Source organism: Bradyrhizobium sp. IC4060, from assembly GCF_020193715.1.
Taxonomy (GTDB): domain Bacteria; phylum Pseudomonadota; class Alphaproteobacteria; order Rhizobiales; family Xanthobacteraceae; genus Bradyrhizobium; species Bradyrhizobium yuanmingense.
On sequence record NZ_JADYVJ010000026.1, the window covers coordinates 14,357 to 37,841 of the forward strand.

General features: G+C 58.7%; 17 protein-coding genes and 2 pseudogenes. 5 read left to right on the top strand and 14 right to left on the bottom strand.

Translation table 11 applies throughout. The annotated features are described in order from the left end of the window. Window positions 1-3: 3 nt before the first annotated feature. From I6F16_RS35975 to I6F16_RS35990, 4 genes are all read right to left on the bottom strand, one after another. A complete protein-coding gene (locus I6F16_RS35975; protein WP_225174583.1) occupies window positions 4-1,344 on the bottom strand; it encodes a ThiF family adenylyltransferase in 1,341 nt (446 codons plus the stop codon). Further along, complete coding sequence (locus I6F16_RS35980) at window positions 1,341-1,724, bottom strand: E2/UBC family protein (RefSeq protein WP_225174584.1); 384 nt, start codon at window positions 1,722-1,724, stop codon at window positions 1,341-1,343. The genes I6F16_RS35975 and I6F16_RS35980 overlap by 4 nt, the downstream gene beginning before the upstream one ends. Further along, window positions 1,724-1,981 (bottom strand): multiubiquitin domain-containing protein, encoded by a 258-nt coding sequence (locus tag I6F16_RS35985; RefSeq protein ID WP_225125803.1) that lies wholly within the window; start codon window positions 1,979-1,981, stop codon window positions 1,724-1,726. Before I6F16_RS35985 ends, I6F16_RS35980 begins: the two co-directional genes overlap by 1 nt. A gap of 2,022 nt (window positions 1,982-4,003) precedes the next feature. Further along, complete coding sequence (locus tag I6F16_RS35990) at window positions 4,004-4,216, bottom strand: helix-turn-helix transcriptional regulator (protein WP_225125801.1); 213 nt, start codon at window positions 4,214-4,216, stop codon at window positions 4,004-4,006. Window positions 4,217-4,813: 597 nt separating this feature from the next. Here I6F16_RS35990 and aepX point away from each other — a divergent pair. The 4 genes from aepX to I6F16_RS36010 all read left to right on the top strand — a co-directional run bounded on the left by aepX (window position 4,814) and on the right by I6F16_RS36010 (window position 8,811). Beyond that, entirely contained in the window at window positions 4,814-5,686 is an 873-nt protein-coding gene (aepX, locus tag I6F16_RS35995) for a phosphoenolpyruvate mutase (RefSeq protein ID WP_225174594.1), read from the top strand. A gap of 360 nt (window positions 5,687-6,046) precedes the next feature. Next, window positions 6,047-6,850, top strand: a complete 804-nt coding sequence (locus I6F16_RS36000; protein WP_225174585.1) for a phosphocholine cytidylyltransferase family protein — start codon at window positions 6,047-6,049, stop codon at window positions 6,848-6,850. A 7-nt stretch (window positions 6,851-6,857) separates the two neighbouring features. Next, entirely contained in the window at window positions 6,858-7,463 is a 606-nt protein-coding gene (locus I6F16_RS36005) for a CDP-alcohol phosphatidyltransferase family protein (RefSeq protein WP_225125797.1), read from the top strand. 238 nt (window positions 7,464-7,701) lie between these two features. After that, window positions 7,702-8,811, top strand: a complete 1,110-nt coding sequence (locus tag I6F16_RS36010) for a histidinol-phosphate transaminase (protein ID WP_225174586.1) — start codon at window positions 7,702-7,704, stop codon at window positions 8,809-8,811. A gap of 269 nt (window positions 8,812-9,080) precedes the next feature. Here I6F16_RS36010 and I6F16_RS36015 read toward each other — a convergent pair. From I6F16_RS36015 to istA, 9 genes and pseudogenes are all read right to left on the bottom strand, one after another. After that, window positions 9,081-10,104: pseudogene (locus I6F16_RS36015) on the bottom strand (IS481 family transposase). Window positions 10,105-10,353: 249 nt separating this feature from the next. Next, window positions 10,354-10,812 (bottom strand): hypothetical protein, encoded by a 459-nt coding sequence (locus I6F16_RS36020; protein ID WP_225174587.1) that lies wholly within the window; start codon window positions 10,810-10,812, stop codon window positions 10,354-10,356. 1 nt (window position 10,813) lies between these two features. Further along, window positions 10,814-11,683, bottom strand: a complete 870-nt coding sequence (locus tag I6F16_RS36025) for a hypothetical protein (RefSeq protein WP_225174588.1) — start codon at window positions 11,681-11,683, stop codon at window positions 10,814-10,816. A gap of 130 nt (window positions 11,684-11,813) precedes the next feature. Further along, window positions 11,814-13,232: an N-6 DNA methylase gene (locus I6F16_RS36030; RefSeq protein WP_225174589.1), complete on the bottom strand. Its 1,419-nt coding sequence runs from the start codon at window positions 13,230-13,232 to the stop codon at window positions 11,814-11,816. Then, window positions 13,220-13,453 (bottom strand): hypothetical protein, encoded by a 234-nt coding sequence (locus I6F16_RS36035; RefSeq protein WP_225174596.1) that lies wholly within the window; start codon window positions 13,451-13,453, stop codon window positions 13,220-13,222. Before I6F16_RS36035 ends, I6F16_RS36030 begins: the two co-directional genes overlap by 13 nt. Before the next feature lie 894 nt (window positions 13,454-14,347). Next, window positions 14,348-15,850, bottom strand: coding sequence for an alkaline phosphatase family protein (locus I6F16_RS36040; RefSeq protein ID WP_225174590.1), 1,503 nt, complete (start codon window positions 15,848-15,850; stop codon window positions 14,348-14,350). A 991-nt stretch (window positions 15,851-16,841) separates the two neighbouring features. Beyond that, entirely contained in the window at window positions 16,842-18,257 is a 1,416-nt protein-coding gene (locus I6F16_RS36045) for an MATE family efflux transporter (RefSeq protein ID WP_225174591.1), read from the bottom strand. A 1,435-nt stretch (window positions 18,258-19,692) separates the two neighbouring features. Continuing rightward, window positions 19,693-20,436: an IS21-like element helper ATPase IstB gene (gene istB, locus I6F16_RS36050; protein ID WP_225174592.1), complete on the bottom strand. Its 744-nt coding sequence runs from the start codon at window positions 20,434-20,436 to the stop codon at window positions 19,693-19,695. Window positions 20,437-20,447: 11 nt separating this feature from the next. Continuing rightward, entirely contained in the window at window positions 20,448-21,980 is a 1,533-nt protein-coding gene (istA, locus tag I6F16_RS36055; protein WP_225174595.1) for an IS21 family transposase, read from the bottom strand. Between the two features lie 667 nt (window positions 21,981-22,647). Between istA and I6F16_RS36060 the strand changes: the two are divergent. Next, window positions 22,648-22,822: pseudogene (locus I6F16_RS36060) on the top strand (cold-shock protein). 156 nt (window positions 22,823-22,978) lie between these two features. Here the strand turns inward: I6F16_RS36060 and I6F16_RS36065 are convergent. Continuing rightward, on the bottom strand, window positions 22,979-23,485 hold a 507-nt coding region (locus I6F16_RS36065; RefSeq protein WP_225174593.1), incomplete at its 5' end, for a hypothetical protein.

Consider the following 23,485-nt stretch of genomic DNA (forward strand, 5'->3'; position numbering starts at 1 on the left):
GCCTTAGCCATTGTTCGCCCTCGGCCGTACCGGAAGAGGCCACGAGGGCCCTTTGGCGAGAGCGCCGCGACGCGAACAGACGACACAATCGTCGACTCTTCTCGCCTGCGTCGGTCGCACCGCGCCTCTGACACCCTCGTAAAGCTGGAAACGAGCCTGGCCGGGCATCGAGGTCACGGCAGCCATGAACATGGTGGCGGCCAGCGACGCCATCGTCGTGTTGATTGGCATGACGGCCGGTTGAGGCTCGTAGTCCCCAACCAGATAGGGATCGGACGCGCGGCGTTCCGGGCTCATCATCTCGCGTCGGATCTGATTTCCGTCTAGCGCGCCTGTACATGTCAGACACGGCAACTCAGGAGCCAACATCTGCACACGCCCGCTGATGTGGGTGACTGCACCCTCCCGGACGGTAATGCTCGTGCCCATATCGATTGTGGGCACCAGGTATTGGTAGGCGACGTGGCAGACCACTGCCCTGCTCGCATGGGAATCAGTGCAGAGGAAGACGAAGTCGAGGCCGACAAGCTCCGCGGCGATGTTCGCATCGACTACATCGGCTCTCAGTCCCCGCACCCGCGAGGTCGACGAGCACGCGAGTATCTCCCTTTCCGCGACAGCGATCTTGCTCGTGCCCACGTCACCGGGACCGGCTCCGGCCAAGCGGTTGAGGTTCGTGGTTTCGACCACGTCAGGATCGATCAGCACGAAATCGCGAACGCCAAGACGAGTAAGCTGTTGGAGCAGCACTGACCCTGTACCACCGACCCCGACGACACCCACCTTCAGTGACGAGATTACCCGCTGACCATCGGCACCGAAGGCGCGCACCTGCCGATCATATCGCACATCGCTGCCTTCGGTGGATTTGTCCGACGACAGGAGGACCAGTCGCTCGCCGATCTGCCAGACCGGCACCTCCTGGGCCGTGCCGATCCGCCGGGCTCGGCAGCCCGCCTCACTCAATACGAGCGCCAGGTGTTCGCCTTGAGGCGCGCGACGACGCAGATAGCCAGCCAATGCGACTTCGCCCGCATCGTCGACTGCGGAGAATCGCGGATGGCTCTGTTCGAACGGATGGGTATGCACCAGCACGACGCTTCGTCCCAGCGCGCGGGCACGGTTGGCGACTTCGACGATGAATGCAGGTCGAAGCGTTGCCGACACCTCGTCGCGATGCTCGTAAGCCGAATCGGCGACGCTCTCTACATCGTCCACCAACCATGTGTCGGTGTGCGGATCGTGCACCGAATAGGCTACCCCGCAGCTCTCGAGTGGCGCTGAGGCCAGCAGGTCGGCCGAGGCCCTGCGATACGCCGGCCAGGCGAAACGCAGTCCGCTCATTGCAGTCGCCTCAGGCGATCGGCGATGGTGTTCATCCAGCTTGAGAGCGTGTCGCGGTTGGGATTCCATGCTTGGACGTGCCAAGAGAACCAGAGTCCAGGCTCCGCGGTCTCCGGGATAATGTTGTTGTTGCCGGCGTTGCACGGCATGCGTCCACCCTCGAGCATCAGATCGTTGTCCGCCCAGAAGCAATCGGGTGCGGCAAAGGGGTAGCCGGTCGGAACCAGAAAACGGATCGAAGTCGCAACCCTGCTCCAGCCGGGCGGCAGCGAGATCGAACCGATCGTCACCAGGATTGCGCCGCTCGGCAGATCTTGCGTACGCACATCCGGCCAGCGTCGACGCAGATCCTCGATCTGGACTTCAGCGGCGCCGCCCATCAGCCGAAGTTCGCCTTCGGGGCCGACGAGAAGCGAAGCGGACCCTTGTTCTTGTCTAACGAGACCCGTTCGTCATCTCCGATAACGCGATCGGGATCGTTTCCGTGCCCTTCGAGAATGAGATCATGAGAGGAATCCCACTCGGCAACGCGCGCCTTAATTTGCAGCCCTGTCAGTGCCGGCTGGTCGGTCTCGTACTTCTTGCCGCCGACAAAGAAGAAGTACGTCTCTTGGTGTCCGTTCTGCTTGTCACCCATCTGTTCGCCTCTATTGTCTCGCACCCAGGCGCGGCTTCCCGGCCGAATAGGCGAGTTCCCGCAAATCACACGATGCGAGCTCCCGGCCCGCGTGTCAGGCCGTTGTTATACGAACAGGATCGGTGATTTCCTTCGAAATGCGACTGATCGACGCCGAACGGCGCCCGAGAGAGGCTGAAGGGCTCAGGATCCGCGCTCTTGCGGCGTCGGCCGGCGTCAGTTCTCATGGCTGGCGCGAATCGGACGCCGCGATGGGTTTCCCGACAATCCCAGGCCACGCTGCCCAAGTGGCTTGCACTGAAGCGGAAGAAACCGGCCCGGGCTCACCTCCAAAATGCGCTGCGGCTAGAACGTTCGCTTTCGCCATTCCGAAAGCACCCGGTGCATCCGCGTCGGGAGAGGAGGCCTTGGCTGCAGCCCAAACTTGAAGCGGTAGCCGCGTCCAAGCGTCGAATGGCCTTCGCCAGACATAGGACTGACCTTACGAGCCTCCAGAAGGCGACTTTTCGACTACCCCAGGATTGCGGGTGTGGCGCGCAGTTGGACACGGACCGCGCGGGACCGGATCAGCGACATGGAGAGCGTGATCGTTCTCCATGCGTAAAAACGGACGGCCAGCTCCTGCTCTGGAACGACACTCCACATGACCATCTCATTGGTTGCGAACCTCGGCGTGCGCCGCGCCGGACCACCCATCGTTTGCAGCCGGCCGGTGATTTCGATCGTCAGAGACCGTGAACGGGACGCACCGCTCGACCGCCGGCCAGCCCAATGCTTACCTTCGAAATACGGGTAAGCTTCTGTCCGGCGGGCGGCGCGCACGGCCGCAGATTCAACGAGTGCATCGCCTTAATCGAGCAGAGTTGTGGCTTCACACAACGCGTTCATGTGCTGCGGCATTTATCTCCCGATCGAGCGCGATAACAAGCCGCGGGTGTTGCGGAACGTCACTGAACACTGTGCGAGGGAGCGCAGCGCGACACGATCATCGTTCGTCTGCCGCGCCGGTTTGCGCTGACGAGGATGCCGGACGGCGGCACCGTGAAGGACGCGAGTGACGGCGGTGGGTCAGGAACGAGCGTACCGTCACCCCACCTGGCATAGCAGCAGCTTTCGTGATCCAAAGGACAGACGCTTGCCCACGTATCCTCGGGGCGACCACTTTCCATCTCGCGACAGCGTTGTCGTCTGAATCAACTATGCGCCGAAGATGAACATGTTCCCTTCCGAAATCAATGAAGACCTGCAGACAGCCGGAGTGATGAGGACGCGTTAAAGACCCTTAAGCATCGACCGCATCGTCGGGTCCAACAATCAACAGTAAGACCCCACAAACACACACTCGGTACGTTTCGACGTGGCGCGCTCCGACAGCGCATCGTCGCGAAACCCCTCTTCTCTTGTCAGAACTCATGAGGAACACTTCGTTTCCGTTTCAGCTATTCCTTCCAGGTTGAGCCGCCCAGCCAATAGTCCGATGCAGATGAAGCGACGAGTTCTTTGGCGCTATACTTACGTAGTGAAACTGTTCCAGATGGAACAGTCGATGGGGGCGTCATCGGCCAATCATTGCCACCGCACGATGAGCCAGCGTTACATAATTATGCACCTGAACATGAGCCGTCCTGAGTCAGTCCGTGCGACGACACGAGAGGAGAAATGCCAAGATCTTGAGGTGGAATGCGTTCGCAGGGTGTAACGCCATCTCATCCGCAACGATGCGTTCTATTGATGTCACCGACCAATTCTCGCAATTGATCACAACGTTGTCACTGGGGTCCGACCGGCCGTCAAGCTTTCAAGAGCGTTATGCGTCGATGATCTCACCTCGCCTTAGCGGTCCGCGGCGCTCCGCAGTGACGATCGGCGACCAAATAAAGCACGCCCTATTCGTAGTGACAGCGCCTGTATTATGGCTATACAGCTGCGGTCGCGTAGTTCGCTTCCCATTCCGCCGGAGCAACCCACAGTCGGCCCTTACATTTCGCTAGATCTGCATCAGCGGCAACGGAATGGCGGCCGTTACTCAATAAGACGCAGACGCCGCGCCTTGACGACGCATTGGATACGGGTGGTCGTTTCCAGCTTTCGCATTGCATTTTTGACATGAAAGTTGACGGTGTTCTCGCTCACTTTCAGGATGACTCCGATGGCCCAGGACGACTTCCCTTCCTCGACCCATCGCAAGCACTGTCTTTCCCGTGACGACAGAACAACCCCTTGCACATCCGCCATGAATTTCTCCTGGAATAGAGAGGACGTGGAACGAGATCAGCAAATGCCATACCAGTCCGTGGCACCTCAAACTCTCGCGGCAGGACAAGATCTTGGGAGATTGCCGGTTCACTTCTCCGGAGACTGCCACCCAACTGCAGCCCTATCGACGGGATTGCGACATATGTCGAAAACGCAACAGCAGTCACTACGACAACCATAGCAGTCGATATTTGCTCAACATCTGTGTGAACTGGATATCACCTTTTGGCCAGGCTTCCTCCCGCAAGGGGTCAATGCTCTGTGAAGGGCGCTAGCACCCGGCTTGCGAGCCGAGATCCTTCATTTGCACCAAAGCTTTCCTTTCTAACGTGTCGGCTTGGATCCACCCATCACAACCAGCCCCGCGTTCGGCGCCCATCGTATGGCGATCATGCAAGCTTTTACGTCCCAATCACCTACCAACGCTGGTCATTGATCGGCATCACTGCAAAAGGGTATGAGCAGTGCGGTTTGCACCAATCGACGGCCGGCCAAAAGGACTTCTGTATGAAGTATCAACCACAATCCGCTCGGCCCAACGCAGGTCATCAATGCACTCGGCCGTCGCCTGTCGAAATGCTTCGTGCGCAGGTCTGCTCGCATGGCGAGCTCTCGTTTCTGATGGAGGCGCATGACGGCCTATCCGCTACAATCGCCCAGCGCTCAGGATTCAAGGGGCTCTGGGCGTCCGGTCTGTCGATTGCCTGTTCTCTAGGTTACCGCGACGCGAACGAAGCATCGTGGAGCCAGCTTGTCGACGCTGTTGAGCGGATCGTAGATTCGAGCCAACTTCCTGTCCTGGTTGACGGCGACGGCGGCTTCGGGAATTTCAACAATGCTCGACTGCTGGCGCGCAAGCTCCTCCAGCGCGGCGCTGCCGGCGTCGCACTGGAGGACAGCTGTTTTCCGAAGATGAACTCGTTTGTTGGGGATCGGCACCCGCTCGCCGATATCGACGAATTCTCGGGCCGCCTCCGGGCAGTGAAGGATACGGTCGCAGACGACTTGGTTCTGGTTGCAAGGATCGAGGCGCTGATCGCTGGGTATGAGATGGACGAAGCACTTTTGCGCGCTCACGCCTACGCCGACGCGGGAGCCGATGCGATCCTCATTCATTCGCGAAGGAGCACTGCGGACGAAATCCTTTCATTCGCGCGCGCTTGGCAGAACAGATTGCCCGTCGTGATCGTTCCGACGAAATACTACCGAACGCCGATCTCTGTATACCGTGAAGCCCGCATCGCCACCGTGATCTGGGCCAACCACTCCATGCGAGCGGCAATAGCGGCAATGCGGCAAGTCTGCCGTCGCATCATCGTTGAGGAAAACACCGCGAGCGTTGAGCCGAATATCGCTACTCTCGACGAAGTCTTCGAACTTTTGAAGTACGACGAACTCGCCCGTGCGGAAGCAATATATCTGCGGCCCGACGCTGAATTGCGCAAATAGGGTTTCGTCGACACAGGAGCATATTTGTTACCGAGATCTCACCGTCCTGGACTTCCTGCTAGCTGGCCAGGTGCGACTTCAATCTCAAATGGCTTTCGTTGCACTGAGATGTCCTTAGATGGCGTAGCACGCCTCACTCGGCCGAAATTCGCATTTTTCCATCTGGGCAGCAGCTCGAGGTACCGGATCCATGGCCTCCCTCCTCTTTGGGAAAGGACCGGCGAGGACCAATTGTCTGCCTTCACCCTTGGAGTTGATCTTCAAGGCTCCGGCCGGCTTGATTTCGCTTCAGCAAGCATCCGTTGCGGCCGAAGACACTCGTCGGTGCTTCACCTTAGCGGAGCGACGAAAAGGAACTAAATGGCGACCGATGCTCCCAAGAACGCCGTCATTCTCGCCGCTGGCTGCGGCTCTCGCCTGCGTCCCCTGACAGATCTGAGGCCGAAGCCGCTCATTGAGGTCAATGGCACCTCGATTCTTCACAACGCTCTGCGCAACCTGGAAATTGTCGGCGTGGAAGAGGTGACGATCGTCGTGGGTTACCGCAAAGACGCCATTCAGTATGCCTGCGGGAGCCGCTTTGGCCGGCTCAGAATCAAATATGTCGAGTCGACTGTTTTTGACCGCACCGGAAGCGCCTATTCTTTGTGGCTGGCGCGCGACGCGCTTCTCTCCGGAGACTGCTTTCTCCTCGAGGGCGACGTCTTTTTCGAAGAGGATGCGTTGCGATATTTGATTATCTGGCGGGGGACTGATGTGGCTGCAGTCGTTCCCTTCGATGATTCCATGGAAGGGTCAGCCGTTCTGTTGTCTCAGAACGGCTTCATCTCAAGCTTTCGAATGAAGCAAACGGCGTCAGATCTTGTTGCGGATGGCCCAAAGCTATTCAAGACGATGAACCTATTACGTCTCTCGGCGCCGACACTCAAGGCAACGATCGTTCCGACGCTGGACGATATCATCGCTGCCGGGGCTAGGCAGACCTACACCGAAGAACTTTTGGGTTATCTGATAGAAAGACGCGGTTTACAGCTCGCCGCGGCGCGATGCGATGGCCTCAACTGGTACGAAATTGATAATGCTGAGGATTTGCAAATTGCCGAGCGGATTTTCAAGAACCGAATGAACGCCTACACGCCGAGACGTGATTTGCAGACTAGGTGAGAGTCCAATGCTAAAATACCTTTGGGATCCAGCGAACGCCATAACCATCACAGGTCTGCTCTTTTCCTCCACCAGCCTATTTCTTGCTCTCTCTGAGCGCCTCGAGCTATCTGTGGCAGTAGCGCTTTGGGCTGTTCTATCGGACCACCTCGACGGGTTTGTGGCAGGTCGCACGAAGGGTCGCGATCCAGATGTTGCAAAGATGGGAGCGAGCCTCGACGGGTTTGCCGATATTGTCTATGGAGCCGTTCTGCCTGCGGTAATTGTGGTACAAGTCAGCCAAGCCTCGGCGCTCGCCGTTGCGACCGCAACCATGCTACTGGTCGCTGGTGCAATAAGGCTTAGCTACTTTGCGAACTTTGGCCGGTCGTGCGATGGCTGCTTCTTAGGCGTTCCCTTGTCTTACGACGTGCCGTTCCTGGCGCTCTTATTTCTTCTCAAGCCTCTCATTCCTGCTGAAGCATTTGCTGACGTCGTGAGCATTTGCTTCTTGCTGCTCGCTATGGCGCATGTCGCGCCTGTTCGTGTGCCACCACTCAGTGCAATAATGTATGCGGCAATAAGTATCTTCGCAGTCGCATCATCGGTGGCTTTGGCTAGTCGGTCCCTTTGATTGCGGATGGAAGTATGATCCAGCGAGTGAGCTGCTGCGTGTTGCAGGCTTCCCCTACCATGCAGGTCGCGCGATGACGTGTAGCCTCGCCAATCGCAATGTGCGCGCACCAGTCATATTGCCGGGCAACTTTTCACGCGAGTCGGAGCTGCCAGATGGTTGTTGGCCGTGAGCTAGTCGAGAGAACGCGATCGTTCTAGACTTTTCGTCAGCCCTAAAACGGTTCACTAGTCCACTCATGAACAGCACTGCACAAATCGACGTACCACGTAGGTCGGATGACGTCTCCGACCTCATCAACCGATTCCCCGGCGGCTATTGGAAATATGACATCAAGGACTTCGTCCTTCTGGTGAATCCATATTTTCCGCCGCAAGCGTTCCTTGACGAACTTAAGGACGCTCTACCGCGGCTTATCACCTGCTATCCCTCTCCTAATATGCAGATGCTAGAGCTTCTTGCGGATGCGGTGAAGATTCCGGCGCATAATCTTGTCATTTGCAATGGCGTGGCTGAACTGATTCCCATCCTTCTTGGTCGACTGGGTATGAGGATTGCGGTCCCGGTCCCAACCTTCAATCCCTATGAAACCACCGCCTTGCCCGGGCGGTTGTCGCGCTTCATCCTTCCACCGCCAGATTTTGAACTCGATGTGCACGGCTATGCGGCGTTTGCGCATGCAAATGGTGTCGACGGCGCGGTGGTGATATCGCCGAATAATCCAACTTCGCGGGCCGTTCCTTATGCGGATTTGCTATATCTCGCTTCCGCGCTTCGAGATCAACAGCAGCTCCTATTGATCGATGAGTCATTCATCGAATTTAGTGAAGTCGGACGAAGTGCGAGCTTGGAAAACCACTTGCTCGAATTTCCCAATGTGATCGTTCTCAAAAGCCTGGGAAAGATTTACGGGACATGCGGTTTGCGGCTCGGGTATGCGGCATCGTCAAATGCACAGACGATGAACGAAATTAGGGCTGCCCTGCCCGCGTGGAATGTCAACACGTTTGCGGAGTTTTTTCTAAGCAAGCTTCCTCACCTGGCGCACGCGGCGAAGCAGAGCTGGACAAGGGTGGGCAGCGACAGGGACAAATTGTACGCAGACCTGCGCAGCATCGACGGAATGAGAGTTCTGAAGCCAGATGCAAACTTCGTGTTCTGCGAACTTCCGCCCCACTTTCCGGGTGGGGACGTGATCGCCTCAAAACTTTTGAAAGATAGACGGATACTGATCAGGCACAATGGCGGCAAGACGCTTCAGAATGGCAAACGATTCTTGCGTATCGCAAGCCGCACTGAAGACGACAATAGGCTTTTGGTGGAAGCACTGAAAGTCATTTCTGATTAGCGCAACCGCGCCCGGTACCGAACCTTCGAATTCGCAGGGACAGCTCCCCCAGACTTTCTTTGGCACCGCGCGAACAGCAGGGCCACGACTCCGCCGGTACGGGCCAAGCAAAATCCATTAGGCTGATCTCATATCTTGTCGGTCGAGCGGAAGCAAGGAAGATCAAGGCGCCGCGCAATCACATCGCGGTTCTCGCCGCGCAGTCGGCGACCACAATCCTCCGGCGCGGATCGACTGTGTACAGCACTCCGGCTGATCTTCATGCCCACCTAATCTGGTATGTCTGGAGGCCCCGAGCCAGTCGATGAACCTGCGAGGACATCGCTGGTAACCGAGAAGCCTGCGGATGCAGCCTCCCAGATGTTTAGTCCCGGCATTAGCTGGAGCAGATTGAGGGTGAATCGTTCTGGCTCTTTTGTCCAGGCCCTGCAGATGAATTCGTAGGGTGTGAGGCCTTTGAGAGTTTTGAGTCGCTTGGCGAAGTTGTAGGCGTTGACGAAGTCTGAGAGGTGGCTGCGGAGCTCGGCGTGAGTCTCGTAGTGGAAGCGTTTGACCGTGGCGTCCTTGATCGTTCGGTTCATGCGTTCGACTTGACCGTTGGTCCAGGAATGTTTGGGCTTGGTGAGGCGATGATCGATATCGTTGCGGGCGCAGGCCACAACGAAAGCATGCGCCCAGAAGAACTCCTTCCGCTCGATCTTCTCCTTGATGTCAGCCGCGGTCCAACTGTCGCCGGCCGGATCGGTGAAGTGAGTGCCATTGTCCGTGAGGACGGTGTGAACCTTATAAGGCACGGTGTTGATGAGATTCTGCAAGAAGTCGGCGGCGACGCGCCTGGAGGCTTTCTCGTGCAACTCTGTGTAGGCGAACTTCGAGGTGCGATCGATGGCGACGAGGAGATAGAGCCGGCCTTCGGCGGTGCGGACCTCAGCTATGTCGATGTGGAAGTAGCCGATTGGGTAGCTCTTGAACTTGCGTTTGATGCCTTTGCCATCTCCCACGTCCGGCAGCCGCGAAATGCTGTGGCGCTGAAGACATCGATGAAGCGATGAGCGGGTCAGGTACGGGATCGTGGCCTGAAGAGCGTAGAGACAGTGGTCGAGCGGCAACAGGGTATGCTGCCGAAAGGCCACGATGATGGCCTTGTCCTCTACCGATAGAGAGGTGGACTTTGGCTCCTTGGGCTGTCTTCAGATCATTGACGGAGCCGCGCCTCTTCCACTTGGCGACCGTTTTGGGATTGATCCCATAGCGCTTAGCCAGCGCTCTTAAGCTCTCTTGACTATTTTGTATTGCTCGACGCTATGGGACAAATTTTACACGGCTGCGCCACCACGACGGAGGCGGTCAGCTTTCTTCGAATCGTGCAATAAGGATGCACCATCAAAGCTCGGGACTAAACATCGAGTGCTCCCGGGAAACTTGGAAATGAGTGCGTTGTAGTCGTCAGAGAGCTTGTCCGGGGAACACTGCCTTTGCTTTTTTCGACGACACCACGCAATGCAACCAAACCAAGGCGTGTGGTGCACCATCTCTCAAGCGTTAGCGGCTTTTTTGCTTGGACTTGGCTGGATAGGCGCTGAGCCGCTTCGTCGTTTGGGCCTCGCCTTGCCCGGTCGGCTTTGTGTCCTTCGGAGGCGGTGCTGACAGAGCGCCGCGCATGATGTCGTCAAAATCGCTTTGCTTCATCCGCATCTCATCTGCTGGCTTTGCATTGGTCTTAGGCATTCGACAAACGTCCTTCCTGTTGTCGATGTCGAGGATGATTACCTCGGCAGGCTTGGTTCGAACAATGTACAGGATGCGATAGTCGCCGGACCTCTCACGATACCCCGCCTCTCCGAGAGGCGTTTGCACTTCGTGCAGCTTTTTCGAACCGGGCGGAAAAGGGTTCGTATGAAGCGCCTTGGCTTTCTTTATCACCTGCCGCCTGATCTTTGGCGGCAGTCCCGCGATGAAGTCCAGCGCGGAGTCGGTAAATGCAAATCCAACGATGGGCATTTTAGTCTTCCGAGAGGGCAGACAGGCGTGCACTAAGCTCCGACCCACTGACTAGCTTTGTTGACGCCTTCTGTAACTCACCTAGACGAGTGCGCGCGGTATTATTATCGAGCGCATCTTCTGCGTCTTCGAGCATTTGGTCTTCAACGCGAGCGGCGCGCTCAAGATAGCCCTCAATTCGCTTGATTTGCTCCTTGTCGTGAGAAAGCGGAAAGTCAGCAATGCGCGCCGGTGTCGCCTTCCTACCGTAGCTGAACCGCCAGCGCTCATTGCGGATCGCGGCGGCTGCAACATAAAGCATGGCATGCGGGACGCCTTCCTTGGGGAGCAAGACGAGACAGTCATCCGTTACGCCACAAGGCCATTCCTGCACATGAGCCACGGCGATTGAGCCCGTACTAAGAACAGTAACAAACGGCGGCTCAAGCACTCCCTCAAAGTCAAAGAAACCGTAGCATCCGTTATCCATTCCACTCGATGAGATAACGAGAGATTTTCCGGCCAAGAGCGCTTCTTTGTTGTGCAGGGCTTTCTGACCATAAGCGATATCAAAATAAGCGCCCACTGTGCCCGGCTCGGAGCGCAGCGGCCGAATCTTGCGGGCTTTCCTCAGGTCGATTGGGTTGTCGGTATTAAGGCGCACAACGTCGGCCGCATGTGCCGCCACAAAGGCGGCTCTGCCTCTAATGACCTCAAGGACGGCATCATCAAGCTCATTCTCGGGCAACTCTCGCGCGCGAATGTAAGCCCCTGGTGCAAAGCTGACGTCCTCGTCAAGCTTCGACCAGCCAGAAAAACCCGGCTCAGATTTGCTTTCGCGATAGTGGCTCCACGCCTTTGACAGCTCACTACCTTCGCAAGGAATGCGCACTCCTTTCTTGAGCCTAAAGCCGTCATTTTCAATCCGCGCAAAGAATACCGGCTTGTTTGCCGAGTGAGGAATTCCCTTCCGCAGAACGACTATGACTGTGTACGGTTGCGCATAAGGCTGAAACAGCTCGTCAGGAAGGCTTTATCGCAGCCTCTAGCGAGTTTTTCTCCAGAATGGATTTGCGCCATTCCGTCTTACTGCTTTTCACGAGAAGCGACAACGGTATGATTGCGGCAAATCTGCCGCCCTGCGAAAGCCCCTCAAGCGCGCGCTCAACGAAACGCTCCGTTGGCGCATCTGTGCTTTTGTGCGGGTAAGGCGGATTCATCAGAACGACGCTCGTTGACTTCATCGGATACTCTGGCGCCGTGAATGCGTCCCCGCGATGCACGCTCGACGACCCGTCTCCCCGGAGGATCATATTCGGTACGCACAAAGCGGCCGTGATGGGCTCATCATCAAATCCGATGAGGCGCTTTTTAACAAGCTTCACCATCTCAGAACGTGAAAGCTTATGCTCGCGCGCTATGCGATCCATCGCTGCAATGAGAAATCCGCCCGTATCGCAAGCCGGGTCAAGACCGATGTCGTTCTTGGTGACCTCGACAAACTCCGCGCAGAAGCTCGCGATATGACGGGGCGTAAAATACTGGCCAATCGTGTTTCCGCCAGCGTAGCGAAAGAACGTCTCATAGAGTTGACCTAGATAGTCGTGTTCGGCCGTGAGAACAGAGACATTCAAGCGCTCAAGAATATTGATGATTCGGCGCGCTTTAATTGCAAGCTTGTCGTTGGCCTCATCGACATGGAGGCTTTTTGCCAAGTCAGGCTTTTGGGCTTTCCAGAAGGCCTGCTCACAGGCCTGATTGATGTCACCCAGAATGTATTCAGGGTCTTTTCGCAACTGTCCACGGGATTGCCACAGCGCCAACATGCAAGCACCGACAACGGCTGGCCGTGACCGATCGTTGACGTTGGACTCTCGCAACAGGCGATTAATCTCATCGGCCCGCGCAGCCAGCACATCTGGCGTGGGGACAGATGGCCGCAGATCCGCAGTTGTCTCCGGCCGGCGCAGCCTGTCGGTATCAATCCGATTAGGTATCCAGCTTATAGGATTTCCTTCATAGGTGACGGCGCGCCATTTCTTGCCATCCCACTTGAAGACCCGAACTTCAAACGCGTCCTCGCTCGTGCCAGCAACTGCAACGGCAAGAGGACTGTAGCCAGCGTCAATGAGAGCGCGACCGCAGACCGTCGTGACTTCTTGTGCAGCTTTATCGATGTCTGCGACAGACGCCTTGGCCTCGATGACGAGCAGGGGTTGGAGGGTTTGCCGATCAACAAGAACACCTTCGGGCAAACCGTGCCCAATTGCAGTCACCTTGCTACGGTGAAGAAATACGTCCCGCAGGTGGTCATGGTCTTTGTATTCGTGCTGCCGCAAAAGTTCGCCATTGGGAGCGCGCCGCGTATCCCAACCTTGAGCAGTCAGCAATTCGGTTAGCAGGTGCTCAGCGCGAACCTCAGATACTCTTACTCGCGCCATTGCTTTTTGCCCTTCGGGCGATACATCATCAGGCGCTTGCCGTCGATGCGACGGACGCCAGTCGCCGTTCTTTCGCCATCCGTCTTTTTGCGTGTGTTGTATTTAAAATCGAGTTCAGCCGCGCACAGGAACCGTTTCCACCAATACGGTGGAAGGCTATTTCGGAAGAAAAGCGGAGCATTGACGGGACGCATCATGCCGTGAGCCGTCAGCACCTTCATGCCAATTCAGGACGCCTCTCACCGCGTAGAAATGGCTGTTTCCGGAACGATCAACGTCTCCGACCAACTGTTTCGCAATCGGCGGCGTTTTGCCAGAGCAGCGTGCGGGCCGAGCGAAACGCGAAGGGCGTAATGCAATCGTCCCAGACTTGCCGCAGCCACCTGGCAGAACGATTCCTACTTCAGGTTTGTCTGTGATTTCCGGGGCGAAGTCCACGAGCCTCGCGCTGCGGCTCCGCAGTTGCTCATTGCCGTTGATGTTCGGCGTGCGGTTCTGAAATGCTGAGGTGCATTCAAACTCTCGAGGTTAAATTCCATGCTAACACGACTTTAGATTGATGGACCGTTGCCGAGCGCAGATGGCCTTCGTTCAGTGTTGGACTTTCGGATCATTAGTTAGGATCGACCGATCTCTAGCGGCGCACATCATTTCCTGCTTGATGCAGATCCACTAGGCGGCTGAACTGCTTCCGGTCGGGTAAGAGCGGATTTTTCCGTGGCGAGGCGGGGCTCATTTTTACCCGCCACACCTGTTGCGAACTAGGCTAGGCGCGAGCAATGTTCGCAGCGCGGCCGCCCTCCGGTGCCGGAGGCGAGATATTGCCGTTCGATGTTATTGCCCTCGGTACACTTGTCGTTGTCGTGATAGACGTTCCGCGCATTGGGCTTCTTTGAATGAAATGGTGACACCTTCGACATAAACCGGCCCTTCCCGATGGATGGTATTTATTCGCACAGGATAGCAAACATGTGGGTTTGATTTGATGCAGTAACCCCGCGGTCAGCGCATGAATTTCGCGCTCCATCGAATTCTTCGACGAATTTCATCGATCACAGATCGAGATGCGCAACGCGACTATCCCCCTTGATGAGCTTTGCGGATCGACGCTCATTTCATGTCAGGTTGCTGGGACGAGCTACGACGTCAGCAAAATCAAGGTAAACGGCGTCGCCGACCTGCACACGACGAAGACACTGCCGGTATGCGCCGCTGCTGGTCTCGTATATCTTCTCAACCGTACTAGTCAGGTCCTCTCCATCATGGATAAAGACCTCTGCAAGGGGGCGACCGGTCATCGTTGCCGACCGCGAGAGGCCCAGAAGACCGAGCACTGTCGGCGCAAAATCGCAAATACTCGAAGGGATATGTGAAACAAAGCCGCCTTTGATCAGCGGTCCCGCCAAAATGCCGACCGACGACATCTCCTTGGCATGCAGCCCGCCGTGCACTCCGAAGCCGACAGGCCCATCCGCACTCCAAGTGCGACCGCTAAGGCCAAATGGATCGAGTCTGTCATCCGACCGGAACGAGAACAGGATGTCCGCCGATCGGGGATGGTCGGCGAACACCAAATGGCGGGCAAAGCTGCCTGGTGCAATGCCATCGAGCGCGCCACCCGCGGTGAACATCGGCCCACACCAGGGCCTTTCGATCATCGCCCCGACCGCGCGGCGGATAACGTGTTCCGATGGCTCGGTGAGGTAAATTGCTCCGACCTGCCCAGGTATGACGATCGCATCGATCCCGGCCGCCGGTGTCGGGCCACAGCGCAGCCCCGCAACCTCCAGCGTCTCGAATAGATCGGCCTGCGCATGCACCGTCACGTGTCCATGATCGGAGGCGGCGATCAGGTGCACGCCTTGGGACAAGCCCTCAGCCTCCCACCAATCGAGCACGCGGCCAAACTGCCGATCGACAAAGCCGATTGCTTCAAGCGTCTTTGGCGCGCCAGTCCCACAATCGTGCGAGGAGATATCGGGCTCGCCGAAGGAGAGGATTGCGAGGTCGGGCCGAAGCCTAGGCCAGAGGACGTCGAGAAATGCTGAAGTCAGAAAGGCTTGAGAGGCAAGATCTGGGGTTCCCGTGGGCGGGGGCGCCGGCGTCGGCCCCAGCAGAGTCTCCACTTCTCTGAGCATCTCGGCCGAGGTCGCGATGCAAGGGAAGTGACCGGAGAGCGTCACTTGGCCGAACTTTCGAGCCTTATGGTTCAGCAGGCGCGTTGCCCCCGCCGAGTTGGAAGCCAGGACCGCGAAGGTCCTGCCGTTTGCCGCCAAGATCTCGCCAAGTGACGGCACACCTAGTAGATGGCCGCCGCTCGCGGCATCAAGATCCTCGATCATGCGCGCGTCACTCGTGTCGACGGAGCGCGGAATCGGCGACTGCTTGTCGAGATATGAGTTTCCAACGATGCCGTGGCGATCCGGCGTCGCGCCAGTGACGAGGCTCGTGAGCGCGATTCGTGTTTCGCTGGGATAGACGGTGCGCTGCCGGGCCAGCACCGCACCGCGGCGCTGAAGCCTGATCAGATTCGGTGTTAGTGATGGCTTGACGAGATCGGGGCGAAGCCCGTCGAACAGCACGATGAGAGCCCGATTCCGGTGCGGTCGTTCGAACATGATCGTAAAGCTTTCGTCTAGCTGGGAGGTAGCGGATCGGGAGCGCCCAGGACTTGGCTGACGCGCCAGCCCATCGACTTGGAACCGATAATGATTGCTAGGGCTGGCGCAATGCGGGCACGGAGCTCCCGGCTATGCTGACCAACGCCCGGCCAGCGTGTCGACCAGGGCCGAGCCGGGATTAGCGGCTCGCGAGCCCCAGCAGCTCTCCTCAGCCGTAGTCTGGGCCGAGTTGGATTGGACACCGGCTGCAGTGTCAGCAGTTTGGTCTGAGCATGGTCGCCTGATGCACGTCTCCGGGCGCCGCGCAAAGCCTCGGAATTCATCACAGGCCCCGAGGGTCGCCGAGCCCCGGCGGGACGTTAGGCAGGACATCGAACAAGCCGAGGGTAGCCTTGGCCTCGCAAGCAACATTGGCAAATGCCGCGTCCAACCGAACCTGCTCGCCGCCGTAGCCGATCCTGAACTGGTCGCCATCGCGATTGAGCCAGGAAACATCCCTGATGTGGGTCGTTTCGCGTGGCGGCTTGAGTCCAGCGATGCATCTCGTGTGCTTGCGAGGAATTCCGCAGCTGTGGAGCTTGCAGACACCGGTCGGCGTGTTGAAAATTGATATGCCTGATTAACGGTGATCGCATCGACGCCCGGTAGGCGCTGCTGGGCCGCACGATTTGCGGGCTTTGCTCTCGAAGGGAGGGCCCGTTGAGCCATTCTGCCAATAGTGACAAGTTTACAAGCCTGCAAGTCGTCAAAGGACACTTGAGGGTTTCTACTCGCCCCCAAACGAGCTAACCACTTTGGTTATCGTTTTCTGAAATGAAACGATCGAATAATACGATGCTAGTTGCTATCTCTTCATTATCTATCATTGCAGCCGCGCCATGAAGCGCGACGTCCAATTTTCAGCCAGTCTTGCGTTCGACCCGGTCGCATCGGCACTGGCAAGCATGCTGGCCTATGGTCGCCGTTTGGCATCAGTAATGCGCGCGCATCAGTGAGCGCGGCTTGTCAAGTGGCGGAACCGCAGGACGAGGAGCGCCGCATAGATGGTCGTTCCTATCGACAAGCCGATCCATATACCAATGGCGCCCGGACCGACCTTCAGACCGAGCCAATAGCTGAGGGAAAAGCCGATCAGCCACCAAGCAATGGCCGCAAACAGAAGCGGCACCCGCGTGTCCTTCAGTCCGCGCAGGCCGCCTGCCGCAATGCACTGGGCGGCGTCAGTGATAGAGAGGGTTGCGCCGACGATGAGGAGCTTTGCAGCGAGACCGATCGTCTCGGAATCGCGGGCCGATCTGCCCAGGAACAGCTCGACGATCTCAAAACGCCCGGCGATCAGCGCGAGCGTTAGCATCGCAGCTATGACAATACCGATCAGCATCGCGGCCAGATTTGCCCGCTTGACGCCTGCAGTGTCGCGGCGGCCGGCTGCATGGCCAACGCGCACGGCTGCGGCTGTGCCAATGCCGAGATAAATCATGAACAGGATCGCTGCGATCTGAACCGCGATCTGATGAGCGACCAGTGCACTGGTGCTGATCAAGCCTGCCAGCAGCGACGTGGCCCAAAATAGTCCCGACTCGATCAATGACGCGATGGAGATCGGCGTTCCAACTGCGATGAGCTGCCGCATTGCGCGCCAATCGAAAAGCCAGAGTTGCGCAAGCACATGGTAGTCACGGAACGGCTGGCGCAGTGCAGCGAACCACAAACCGGCCAAAAACATGCCGCAGTTCACCAGCGTGGTCGCAAGCCCTGCCCCGAATAGCTCCAGCCGGGGCAGCCCAAGCTTTCCATAGGTCAGCATATAGACCAGCAAGGCATTGAGGGGGATGGCTGATAGCGTAATCCAGAAGACAGGCTGTGGCCGATGGACCGCCCCCATGAAACTGCGGATAGCCAAAAACGCCAGTGCCGGAGCCGCGCTGAAGCCTAATCCGAAGAGGTATTGCTGGGCGAGCCGCGCCACATCCGGGGCCTGGCCCAACGCAAGCAGTATTTGCTCTGCTCGCAGCGCCACAGCAATGATCGGGAACGACAGGACCAGAGCCGTCCATAAGCCCATGCGCAGCGTACGCCGTACCGCGGCTAGATTATTCGCGCCAAACGCCTGCGCTGCCAAAGGCGCGATGGCACTTAGTAGCCCCACGCCGAAGGTGACGCTGATGAGATAGAACCGGCCTGCCAGCGCTGCCGCGGCGAGCGCCTCAGTGCTGATGCGCCCGATGAAGGCAAGATCGGTCGTCATCATTGCGATCTGCCCAACCTGCGTCAGCACCATTGGCCACGCGAGTTTCGCGGTTTCGCTGAGCTCGACAGCGAAACGACGGATGGCCGTCCGTGCATTCACTTCTGGTCGCGAGATTAATCGCGGCCTTGTCTTGGTTATCTTGTCCATAATCATGCCGCCGTTTGCGTCGGCGAACGACGTGCCGCCTCATTCACGGGCCGCTTCCTGGCCGGAATTCGCAGTCAGCCCGCATGCAGGCTCACAGGCAGCCTCGTGCGGGCGCACGTTTGGATGCGAAAACGGACCACGGTTCGAACGCGGGGCTTCAACCAGCGCGGTCTCGATTCTCGCATGCGATAAGCGCCAAGGAGAGACTGCAGATGCCGCCGCAGACTTGGACGATCGCCGCAATCGCGCAACGTTGACGACGCACATCGGGCTCGAGCGAGGTCGATCACAAAGGCAAATTCATACGCGAGACGTTGATGCGAAGATTGGAGCACCCGAACTCGGACCCGATCCGTGCCATGAACTGAGGACCATCAATTCCGTAAGCCATACCTGCGCTCCTGAGCAATGATGAGATTCTACCCTTCAAAGCCCATGCCAACTCCGACAGCTGGATTATAGATGCTTGCTCATCCAAGCGGCCTATCGCGGGATCGACAACATGTCGCAAATAGGACAATCGGCATTGCACGCTCGAGCCCCTAAGTGCGACGATGTGGCCACACGATGAGTGGCGATTTCATTGGTTATGAAGATCTGGGGTTATGAAGATCTGGCAGGATGACTTGCCACGAGCTCTGTACACGCGCGCCCGCTCGTGAGAATTACGAACATCGATGTGTAGTCACATATCAAGAGCAGCGCGGCTTCGATCCCAGTCTTGGCGCATTGCAGAATGAAGTGCTCTCGGCATTGGGTCACAAGGCAGGAAGCCATAGACGTCAATGGTGGCTTTCCGTCCCGTGGCCTTGCGCACGTCTGTCCAGTTCGTCCGCAGCGGACACATTCCGCTCGGCGGCTGCAGCCGTTCTTTCCATCTGTTTTGGTGAGGGCATGCGCCAGCTTGCGGGTCGATCGCGCGAGAACATAATAGGGACAACAAGCCCGATCGGCCGTTTTGTGGGCGGCGAGCGGCTCGGCCCAGACAAGCAGTACGATCCGAGCTGCGAGGGAACATGAAAGTGGCGAATCCGAACGACTACAGTGCTTCGCCCCCTTTGTTAGCCTTACCCGGCAAGGTCTCCGTTTGAAAAGCGATGATGTGCGCTAGCCGGTCTTAGGTAGCGCCGGTATTGTTGTGCTTTCATTGAATCTCTGCGTGCTCATGTGAGCTTTCAGCTGCCCATACTGCGGATTCCGACGAAGTCGCCCGGGCGTACCGATATGAAGTCGCCCGTGGATTCCGAGACGATGTCGCCCACCTTTCCGATTTGATCTCGCCCAGCGGCGAGGCGTTCTGGCCGGCTGGTTCTCTGGCATCGGTCAAGCCGCGCGGTCAATCTGGAATCGCGACTTCAACCTTTTTTCTTCTTCTGCGGTTGCTGTGGGCATGTGGGCAACGCGATTGCGTTGTCCAAGCGCAGCGGCATGTCCACAGCGCTCAGGTCTTTCGGGCGGATTGCCGGGTTCGGCGCAGGCTCTCACCGGTGAGGTCGAGCCGATGGGCATTGTGGACGAGGCGATCGAGCACGGCGTCGGCATAGGTGGGATCTCCAATGAGCAGATGCCACTGGTCCACGGGGAGCTGGCTGGTGACGATGGTGGAGCGATGACCGTAGCGATCTTCGAGGATTTCCAGGACGTCGTGACGGGCGCCGGCATCGAGCGGCTCGAGCCCCCAATCATCGAGGATCAGCAGATCGACACGGCCAAGGCTGCGCAATAGGCGTGGGTGACGACCGTCGCCGCGGGCGAGCGCCAGATCGTCGAACAGGCGCGGGACGCGCTGATAGAGCACGGAGCGATTGTCGCGACAGGCCTTGTGGCCGAGCGCCGAGGCGAGCCAACTCTTGCCGACGCCCGCCGGGCCGCAGATCACGAGATTGACGTGGTCGTCGATCCAATGGCCCTCGACAAGCTTGGCGAACAGCGGGCGGTCGAGACCGCGCGGGGTGCGATAGTCGATGTCCTCGACGCATGCCTGCTGGCGCAGCTTGGCGTAGCGCAGGCGAGTGGCGAGCCGTTTGTCGTGCCGCAGCGAGGTTTCACGTTCGAGCAGCAGAGCAAGCCATTCGGCGTGACCGAGGCTGCCAGTCTCACCGGCGGCTTCAATGTCGGCGAAGGCCTTGGCCATGCCGTGGAGGCCGAGGGCGTTGAGGCGGTCGAGGGTCGGATGGGTGAGCAAGGGACGGTCTCCTAATTGTAGTAGCGCGGTCCGCGGATGTTGGCATGCAGGATCGGCGCATCGTCCGCGGAGCGCTGGTGAGCGGGACGCCGATCGAGATTGTTGGTGAGGATCGACTTGACCGAGCCATAGGTGCGCGCGCCGATGTCGATCGCCCGCGCAGCCGCCGCGTCCAGCCGTTCGCGCCCATAGGAGGCGGCGAGCCTGAGGATGCCGAGGCAGGCGCGGAAGCCTTGTTCGGGGTGCGAGCGCTCGTCGAGAATGAGGTCGCACAATGCGCTGGTTGCCGGCCCGATCGCGGCGGCGTCCTGACGGATACGCCCGATAGTCCAGCCGGCGTAGCGCCGATGGCTGGAGGCCATGTGCTCCGGCACGGTGGTGTGCTTGTGATTGCCACTCATGCGCTGATGCGCGGCAATCCGCTCGCCCTTGTGGAAGATCTCTACGGTGCGGGCGGTGAACCGTACCTCGACCTCGGCACGCGCGAAGCGATGCGGAACGCTGTAATAATGCTTCACCACCTCGACGTGGTAGTCGAGGCTGACGCGGCGGATCCGCCACTCGGCGAGCACGTAGGGGCTCGCCGGCGACGGCTTGAGCGCCGGCCGGTCGATCTCCTCGAGCAGCCGGCGGCGCGTCACGCCGAGCCGCCGGATCGGCCGCTCCTCGTTGAGCCTGGTGAGCAACTCGCCGATCGCTGCGTTGACCTCGGCGAGGCTGTAGAAGACGCGGTGGCGCAGGCGGCCGAGCAGCCAGCGCTCGATGATGAGGACGGCCTGCTCGACCTTGGCCTTGTCGCGCGGCTTGCGAGGTCGCGCCGGCAAGACGGCCGTGCCGTAATGCGCGGCCATCTCCGCATAGGTGCGATTGATCTGCGGGTCGTAGAGGCTCGCCTTGATGACTGCCACTTTGGTGTTGTCAGGCACCAAGAGCGCCGGGACGCCGCCGATCGCCGCGAAGGCGCCAACATGGGCGCTGATCCAGTCGGCGAGCCCCTGCGTCCACGTCGCCTGCGCGTAGGTGAAGCTTGAGGCGCCGAGCACGGCGACGAAGATCTGCGCCGTCCTCCGCTCGCCGGTGAGGCGGTCGACCACCACCGGCACGCCGTCGCCCGCGTAGTCGACGAACAGCTTGTCGCCGGCCGCGTGCGCCTGGCGCATCGTCACCGACAGGCGTCCCTCCCAGGCGCGGTAAAGCTCGCAGAAGCGCGAGTACCGGTATCCGCCGGGCTCGGCGCCGATGTACTCCTCCCGCAGGATCGACAGCGTCACATGCTTGCGCTTGAGCTCGCGGTGCACCGCCGCCCAGTCGGGCTCGGCGATGCGGCGATGACCCTGCCGGTTACCGTTGCCGGTCTTGGCGAACAGGCGGGCCTCCAGGGCTGCGTCCGTGAGTTCGTCGGGCAACGGCCAGCTCAGGCCTGCGGCCTCGAATCGCCGGATGGTCAGCCGCACTGTCGAGGGCGCCGCGCCCATCCGCCGAGCAATCTCGCGGCTCGGCAGCCCAGCCGCCTTCATCCTGATCACATCGCGCACACGGCGCATCGCAAGCCTCTCCGTCGGCATCCAGGGTCCCCCTTCGCAAAACCGAAAGGTTGACCCTATGGGAGCCAGAAGAGGTCTCGTCACCCGGGGCGACATCATCCCGGAATGGTGGGCGACATCATCTCGGAACGGGTGGGCGACTTCAAATCGGAATGGTGGGCGAGATCATCTCGGAATCCTGGGCGACATCGATCGGAATCCGCAGTCCATACTGAAGATACTTGCCGGGCGGCCGAGCCGGTCTTGAACTGGTCAAACAGCACTTGGCCATTTTTTACACCAGCGGGGCCGAGTGGCAGGAGCGCATGAAGCGCATCGCGAGCCGCGGGCCGAACCTCGATATCTTCGGTCAAAGGCTCATCGAGCGGGAGGTGGGATACTGGACCATCACTGAGGAGGGACGGAATTTCCTTGACGCCCTCGAGAAGCTCGATCGATGTGTGACGCAAGGCGAGCCCGCGGTACAGGCCGAGGAGCCAGCTGGCGATGAGCGACCGCCATTGCCGGCTGCGCCGCCACGACCAATCGCCCGCAGGAACCGTCCTGGGCGAAAACGATTATGGACGCGTGAGGGGCGCTCAGCGTGAGATGTAGCTATCGCGCGGACGTCCTTAATTGGTCAGGCACCCTTCGATGCGATCGCGGACGTTCAGTTTGGAGATATGCAATGGCAATGGGGACTGTGAAGTGGTTCAACGCAGCCAAGGGTTACGGCTACATCCGGCCGAAAGACGGAGGATCTGACGTCTTCGTTCACATCAGCGCGGTCGAGAAGGCCGGCTAATGAGCTGATGGCAGATCGATCGGGCAAGATGAGCGCCGAAAATCTGCGCATCAGCTGATCGACTTACCCTGAGGAACCTGCCGGGTTCTTTAGCGTTCTGAATTCGCTTTTGGCTTGCGCGGGAAGGCCCGCAGCGGCACCGGGGGATGTACTGAAGAGACAAATTCTCAAGACCGCTTTGTGGCACCAATGGCTCACCGCACTTCCTGATCTATCATAACCTTATCGGAAGAACGGCAAAATTTCTCATCGCGCCTGGTTCTCCCCCGGTGAAAACCGCCAGCTCTACAAGGCGACCGGGCAGAGAGCCGGAAAGCTCAAGAACAATAAATACAACTGGTGGGGCGAGCAGCTGCACGACCTCGTCCTCTTCATGAGCAATACCGGCCTTCGGCCGGACGAGGCAATGCGCCTGGAATATTGGGACGTGACCGTGGCCTTCGATGAAGGCACCGAAGAGACTATCCTTGAGATCGAAGTGCGCGGAAAGCGAGGCTATGGGCCCTGCAAGAGCACGCAGAATGCCGTGCCAGTCTTTGAGCCCCTGAAGAAGCGCAACAAACCACAGCCCACCGACCGGATCTTCCCTAAGTAGTCGTCCGTGAAGAATACGGGTCGGTCTGAGAAGTAAGCAGAATTGGTCTTGATGTAGTATTCGATTTTGCAGGAAAGTGGGGTGCTGGACCTCGTTTTCCTGCGTTTTGGGATTTTGCTTTTGGGC